The organism is Paraconexibacter sp. (genome assembly GCF_041602235.1).
In the GTDB taxonomy this organism is placed as follows: Bacteria; Actinomycetota; Thermoleophilia; order Solirubrobacterales; family Solirubrobacteraceae; genus Paraconexibacter.
Genome location: NZ_JBFIGP010000216.1, coordinates 1 through 6,802 on the forward strand (window position 1 = coordinate 1; position 6,802 = coordinate 6,802).

General features: G+C 73.7%; 6 protein-coding genes. 3 read left to right on the top strand and 3 right to left on the bottom strand.

Annotation, left to right across the window (positions count from 1 at the left end):
* Nucleotides 1–19: 19 nt before the first annotated feature.
* Nucleotides 20–1,504 (top strand): oligosaccharide flippase family protein, encoded by a 1,485-nt coding sequence (locus ABYE80_RS15275; protein ID WP_372791152.1) that lies wholly within the window; start codon nt 20–22, stop codon nt 1,502–1,504.
* Here ABYE80_RS15275 and ABYE80_RS15280 read toward each other — a convergent pair.
* Both ABYE80_RS15280 and ABYE80_RS15285 read right to left on the bottom strand, forming a co-directional pair.
* Nucleotides 1,501–2,253: an FkbM family methyltransferase gene (locus tag ABYE80_RS15280; RefSeq protein ID WP_372791153.1), complete on the bottom strand. Its 753-nt coding sequence runs from the start codon at nt 2,251–2,253 to the stop codon at nt 1,501–1,503. The two genes, ABYE80_RS15275 and ABYE80_RS15280, sit on opposite strands and share 4 nt — an antisense overlap.
* Nucleotides 2,254–2,294: 41 nt before the next feature.
* Nucleotides 2,295–3,182, bottom strand: a complete 888-nt coding sequence (locus tag ABYE80_RS15285; RefSeq protein WP_372791154.1) for a class I SAM-dependent methyltransferase — start codon at nt 3,180–3,182, stop codon at nt 2,295–2,297.
* Between the two features lie 61 nt (nt 3,183–3,243).
* Here ABYE80_RS15285 and ABYE80_RS15290 point away from each other — a divergent pair, with 61 nt between their 5' ends.
* Together ABYE80_RS15290 and ABYE80_RS15295 are read left to right on the top strand one after the other, a co-directional pair.
* The gene (locus ABYE80_RS15290; RefSeq protein ID WP_372791155.1) at nt 3,244–4,455 is read left to right on the top strand and encodes a glycosyltransferase family 4 protein; all 1,212 of its coding nucleotides are present in this window, start codon (nt 3,244–3,246) and stop codon (nt 4,453–4,455) included.
* Nucleotides 4,440–5,591, top strand: coding sequence for a glycosyltransferase family 4 protein (locus ABYE80_RS15295; protein WP_372791156.1), 1,152 nt, complete (start codon nt 4,440–4,442; stop codon nt 5,589–5,591). The genes ABYE80_RS15290 and ABYE80_RS15295 overlap by 16 nt, the downstream gene beginning before the upstream one ends.
* A gap of 14 nt (nt 5,592–5,605) precedes the next feature.
* On the opposite strand, the gene ABYE80_RS15300 is transcribed toward ABYE80_RS15295, so the two are convergent.
* Nucleotides 5,606–6,802, bottom strand: a 1,197-nt coding sequence (locus ABYE80_RS15300) for a glycosyltransferase family 4 protein (RefSeq protein ID WP_372791157.1), incomplete at its 5' end; no start/stop codon positions are given.

Below are 6,802 nucleotides of genomic sequence, written 5' to 3' on the forward strand. Positions count from 1 at the left end.
GCAACTACGCTGCCCGCCTATGCCCGACGCCGTCGAGCCAGCCGAGGTCCCCGACGTTCTCGACACCGCTGCCGCGGGCGGCATCGTCGTCCGCGGCGGAGCGATCCGGGTCGGTGGCTTCGTGGCGGGGACGATCGTGTCCCTCGCGGGCGTCGTCCTCCTGACGCGCCACCTCGGCACCGGCGACTACGGCAGATACCAGACGGTCGTGAGCTTCGTGGCGATCGTCCAGGCGCTCACCGACGCGGGGATGGCGGCGCTCGGCGTGCGCGAGTACACGCAGCGCAGCGGCCCGGAGCGCGACCGGCTGATGCGGGTCATCCTCGGACTGCGGATCGCGCTCACGGGGAGCGGGGTGCTGCTCGCCGGCGTCCTGGTCGCGCTGCTCGACTACCCGACCGAGATGATCGTGGGGGTGGTCCTGATGGGGATCGCGCTCGTGTTCGGGCTGCTCCAGGCCACCGTGCAGATCCCCCTGGCCGCCGAACTGCGCCTCGGGCGCATCACCGCCCTGGACTTCACGCGCCAGGCGCTCTCCGCCGCGGCGATCGTCGTGCTCGTGCTCGGCGGGGCAGGGCTCGTGCCGCTGTTCGCGTCGACGATCCCCGTGCAGGTGCTGATCCTCGTCTGGACCGTCGTGCTGGTCCGCGGCCGGATCCCGCTGCGCCCGACCTTCTCCGCGGTCGCGTGGCGCGAGCTGCTGCGTCCGGCGATCGCGGTCGCGCTGGCGACGACGGTCGGCATCGTCTACCTGTACACGGCGCAGATCATCACGTCGCTGGTGGGCACCGCGGAGGAGACCGGGCTCTTCGCGGCCTCGTTCAGGGTGTTCATCCTGGCCGCCGCGGTGCCGGGCATCCTCGTCACCAGCGCGTTCCCGGTCCTGGCGCGGGCCGCGCGCGACGACCCCCGGCGCCTGGCCGGGGCCGTCCGCGGCCTGTTCGAGGGCACCCTGCTGCTCGGCGGGGCCGCCGCGGTCGCGTGCATCCTCGGGGCGGGCCCGATCATCGCGGTGATCGGTGGCAGCGATTACGCGGACGCGGCCGCCGTGCTGCGGATCCAGGGCGGCGTCCTGATGCTCACCTTCGTCATGTCGACGCTCGGCTTCACGCTGCTGGCGCTGCACCGCCACCGCGCGCTCGGCGGCGCGAACCTGGCCGCGCTGCTCGTCGTCTGCGTCGCCACCCCGCTCCTGGTCCGCACCGCGGGCGCCGAAGGTGCGGCCTGGGCCACCCTCCTGGGCGAGCTGTGCCTCGGGGCGGGCTACCTGATCGCGCTCGGCGACCGGCCCGAGCTGCAACCGCGTCCCGTGGCGATCCTCCGGGTCCTGGTGGCCGGAGGCGCGGGGTGCGCGGCGGTCCTGATCCCGGGGCTGGGGGAGGAGCTGCAGACCGTCGTCGGGCTCCTGGTGTTCGCCGCGGTCGCGGTGCTGGTGCGCGCCGTGCCGCCGGGGGTGACGGCGCAGCTGCCCGGACCGCTGTCGCGGCTGCCCTCCTCCGCCTAGGAGGTGCTGCGCACGCCCCAGACGACCCCGGTCCCGTCGGCGTGGTCCTCGGTGCGCTCGATCGCGTAGCCGGCACCGCGCAGGGCGTCGTCGGCCATCGCGCTCGGCACCCCGGGGCAGCCGTGGGGATGGTGCTCGAGCATGACGACGGGCACGTCGAGTGCCGCGAACCGCGGGTCGGCGATCAGGTCCCACTCCGCGCCCTCGATGTCGATCTTCAGGAGATCGCAGCCCTCGGCGAGCGCGAAGGCGTCCCGCGCCTCGACGACGAGGCCGCCGTCGCCGCCACCGATGCGGCCGGTGGTGAAGTCGCCGCCGCCGAACTGCAGCTGCCCGTCCGCCGTCGTCGCGGCGGCCGCGAGCACCTCGGCCTGCACCTCGGGTGCGCCGATCGCGAGGTTGGCCTCGAGCGCGCGCACGTTGCGCGGCAGCGGCTCGACGGCCGTGATCCGCGCGACCGGGTAGGTCGCCGCGAGCCACACGCTGAACATGCCGATGTTCGCGCCGAGGTCCACGGCGTCGATCGGGCGCCCGAGCGCGCGCAGCGCGGCGTCCGCGCTCGGGGCCGCGACGAACTGGTTGGAGTAGTAGGCCTGGTCGAACGCGGCGATGTCCGGCGTCCCGTGCTCCAGGACGAGCCGGCGCCCGGTCTTCCGCACCGTGTACTCGTAGGCGCCGCGTCCGCGAGCGTCACGCAGCCAGAACCGGACGGGCGAGGTGGTCAGGCGCGCCCGGAGGCCGCGGGCCACGGCCGGCTCGACCCATGGATGCGTCAGCAGTCGGCGCACGTTCAGGCGGGCTTCTGGAACGCCAGGAACACGCTCGTCCAGGGGGACCCCTGGGCCTTGAGCATGATGTGCGGGAAGGGGTTGCCGGTGCTCGTCGCGCCGACGTTGTCGCCGTCCCAGAGCTGCAGGTTCTCGAAGCTCTCGGGCGAGACGGTGGTGTCCAGCGGCTGCACGAGCGGCAGGCCGGTGGGAGCGATGATGTGCTCCTGCAGCTCGGCGGGCGTCATCGCGTCGATGATCCGGCGCTTGCCGTCGGCCCGCGGGCAGCGCCGGCCGCCCGTCAGGTACTTGATCGCCAGCTGCAGCTTGGCCGAGTCGAGCACGTGCTTGGCGGTCAGGGCCTCGGTGACGATGATCAGGTGCCCGCCGGGCTTCACCACGCGAGCCATCTCCGCGGAGGCCTTGTGCAGGTTCTCCCACGGGCCGAAGTGCTCGATCGACGAGAGGCTGAAGACGATGTCGAACGACGCGTCCGGGAGGGTCAGGTCCATCGCGTTCATGTGCTGGACCTCGAGGTGGTCGGCCCGGTACTCGTACGGCGCCCAGTGCCCGGGGTCGGTCAGCATCGACGCGTCCGCCTCCCGTCCGTCGACGGCGAATCCGCCTTCGCCGTAGATGTCGGTCGCGAGCACCCGGCCGACGCGATTGCTCAGCCAGAAGAGGGGCTCCTCGTGCCCGGCGGCCACCGCCAGCGCCGACGCCTCCGGGGTCAGCGCACCGACCTCCTGGAGGTAGAGCCCGAGCATCCCGTACTCCCACTGCTTGCGGTGCAGCTGCTCGTCGTCCGACAGGCCGGGCCGTGAGATATCGCGAAGCATGTCGCGGACCGCGGGGTCGTCGAAGTCACGTCGATCACAGAGCTTGCAGTACTGGCGGGAGAGGGTGGGCACGCCTCTCAGGCTACCCACGGGCTGCCCGCGCCGTCCCCTCCCCGGTACTCTCGACCGCCTCATGGCAGACCGTCCCCTGCACGTCGGCCTCAACCTGTTCTACCTCGTCGAGCAGTCCGGAGGAGCCGGCACCTACGCCAAGGAACTGGTGCAGGGGATCCTCCAGGAGGAGCCGCGGACGCGCTTCACCGCCTGGGTCAGCAAGGAGCTCCCGCCGGCCTATCGGGAGACCGACTGGGGGCAGCGGATCGACTGGGTCGAGCTGCCGTTCACGGTCACGCACGGGCCGCCCGGCAACTTCGCGCTGACGATGGGCTCGCAGTGGGGGGTCGTCCCCGCGCACGCCGCGGCACGCGGGTGCGACGTGGTGCACGGGCTCGCCAACATCACGCCGATCGTCGCCCCGCGCGTGGCGACGGTCGTGACCGTGCTGGACCTCATCTGGATCCGCTACCCGCAGACCATGGAGCGCCGCGCCACCATCGGCATGAAGATGGTCACGCCGCCGAGCGCCAAGCGGGCGGACCGGGTGATCGCGATCTCGCACGCCGCCAAGGCGGATCTGGTGCAGACGCTGTCGCTGCCCGCCGCCAAGATCGACGTGACGCACCTCGGGGTCGGGGACGCCACGACGCACACCGCTCCCGCGCCGGAGCCCGCGCTCCGCGAGAAGCTGGGGCTCGGCGACGCGCCCGTCGTGCTGTGCGTCGCGCAGAAGCGCGAGCACAAGAACCTGCTGGGCCTGGTCCGCGCTCACGCCCAGCTGGCCGATCGCAGCGTCCGGCTCGTCCTCCCCGGGGCGCCGACCCCGCACGAGGCGGTGCTGCGCGCGGAGGCCGAGCTGCTGGGCACCGCGGATCGCGTCGTGTTCCCCGAGTGGCTGTCGCGGGCCGAGCTGGAGGGGCTCTACGCCCTCGCGACCTGCTTCGTGCTGCCCTCCTTCGAGGAGGGCTTCGGGCTGCCCATCCTCGAGGCCATGGCGCGCGACGTGCCGGTGGCGACCTCGAACTGCTCCTCGCTGCCCGAGGTGGCCGGGGACGCCGCGCTGCTGTTCGATCCCGCCGACCCGATGGCGATCGCCGGATGCATCGACCGGCTCCTCGCCGACGCCGAGCTGCGCGCCGACCTCGTCGTGCGCGGGCGTGAGCGCGTCGCCGCGTTCCCGTGGCGCGCGACTGCGGCGTCGACCCTCGAGACCTACCGGCGCGCCATGGGAGAGCGCGGGCGGAACCGCTGGCCTCGCGCCGGGGGCCGAGCGTGCACGTCGGCCTGAACCTCATCTTCCTCGTGCCCGGCGAGACCGGGGGCATGGAGATCTACGCCCGCGAGCTGCTGCAGCGCATCGACGCGGCGGCCCGCCGGGCCTCGGGCGGCGCCCCGGTCCGGTTCACCGCGTTCGTCAACCGCGCCGCCGCCGGGGGCGGGCCGCGCGGATGGGGACAGGGGATCGACGAGGTCGTCGTCCCGGTCGACTCCCGCGACCGCAAGCAGTGGGTGTGGGGCGAGCAGCGGCACCTGCCGTCCATGGCCGCGCGGGCCGGCTGCGACATCGTCCACTCGCTCGCGTCCACGGCGCCGCTGCGCGGGCGATTCGCGCGGATCACGACGATCCACGACCTCAACTACAAGCTCGTGCCCGAGTCGCATTTCGGGGTGCGCGGACGCGCCATGGCGATGCTCGTCCCGGCCGCCGCGCGACGCTCGCAGAGGATCCTGGTGGACGCCGCGTCCACACGGGACGACCTCGCCGAGCACCTCGGCACCGACCGGGCGAAGGTCGACGTGGTGCCGCTCGGCGTGGCGGAGGACCCGCACGCCGACCCCACCGACGAGCGAGACCTGCGACGCCGGTTCCATCTCGGTGACCGCCACGTGCTGCTGAGCGTGAGCGCCAAGCGTCCGCACAAGAACCTCCTGCGCCTGCTGGAGGCGCACGCCGCGCTCGGCGAGGCGCACGAGCGTCCGATGCTCGTGATCCCGGGGTACCCGACCGAGCACGAGAGCGAGCTGATCGCCCGCTGCAAGGATCTGGGGACGACGGCGGAGGTCCGCTTCCCCGGGTGGCTGCAGGCCGCCGACCTCGAAGGCCTCTACGCGCTGGCCGACGCGTTCGTGTTCCCCTCGCTGTACGAGGGCTTCGGGCTGCCCGTCCTCGAGGCGATGGCCCGCGGCGTCCCCGTCGCGACGTCGGGGCGCGCCTCGCTGGCCGAGGTCGCCGGTGACGCCGCGCTGCTGTTCGACCCCGAGTCGGTCGACGAGATCCGCGCGGGGCTGCAGCGGCTCCTCACGGACGACGCGCTGCGCGACCGCCTGCGGCGCGAGGGTCGTGAGCGCGCCGCGACGTTCACCTGGGACCGCACCGCCGAGCTGACGTTCGCCGCCTACCGGCGAGCGCTCGCCGCACGCTGACCGCCGGCGGGCCGTCAGCGCTCGCGGCCGTAGCGGGCGACGACCCGCTCGAGCGACGTGTGGAGCGACAGCTCGGAGGCGTTGCGCGCGAACCAGTCGGCGGTCGACTCGCGCAGCGCGTGACCGCCGGCGTGGACGCGGACGATCGCGTCCGCGAGGTCGGCGGCCTCCGCCGACGCGGCGACGACCCCGTTGACGCCGTCCTCCACGAGCTCGACGGCGGCGTTGTCCGGTGCGCGCACGACGACGCTGGGCACCCCGGACGCGGCGGCCTCGACGACCACCATCCCGTAGCCCTCCCGACGCGACGGCAGCACCATGCACAGGGCGCTCGCCAGCGCCGCGTGCAGCTCGTCCGCGTCGACGAACCCCGGCGCGCGCACGGGAGCGTCCGGTCCCAGCGCGGCGATCGCCGCGTCCACCGCGCCGCGCTGCGGGCCGTCGCCGTAGATCACCCCGCGCAACCCGTCGACGCGCTCGGCGGCCAGGGCGATCGCCGGCACGAGCGCGGGCGCCTGCTTCTCGGGGATCAGGCGACCCGCGAACACGACCTGGGGGGCCGCGGGGTCGATCTTCACCGGGTCGGGCCGGTCCAGCGCCCCGGCGTACTCGCCGCGCAGCACCGTCGGCGTGCCGCGCAGGCCGATCTCGCGCAGCCGCAGCGCGTGCAGCTCGCTGAAGCAGAACGCGTCCTGGGGCACACGTGCGCAGGCCTTCTGGATCTCCCGCGCGATCACGCCCTTCGGGCCGCCGAGGTACTCCGACCAGTACGCGTCGCTCCAGACCTCGTGCCAGTCGGCGACGATCCCGAACCGCTTGCGGTGGCGCCGCCGCGCGACGCCCGCGGCCAGCAGGCTGAAGTAGGGGAAGGACGCGGTGTGGACGACGTCGTAGTCGCCGCCGTGGCGCCACAGGTGTCGCAGCACGCCGGCGCCGAACCGCAGCGGCTCGCCGATGGTGCGGTTGCCGTCCGGCCCGTAGAGGTCCTCGCGGCGGCTGACCGCGATGACCCGCACCCCCGGCAGGTCGGGCACGTCGTCGCCGTCGGGATCCCACTGCAGGCGCGTGAGGTACGTCACCTCGTGTCCGTGTCCGGCGAGCGTCTCGGCGAGGTTGCGCATCCAGCGTTCCGCGCCCCCCACGGTCCAGGGGAAGAGGCAGTCGTAGACCAGGCAGATCCTCATGCGGGCGGGAGGGTCGCAGAATCGGCA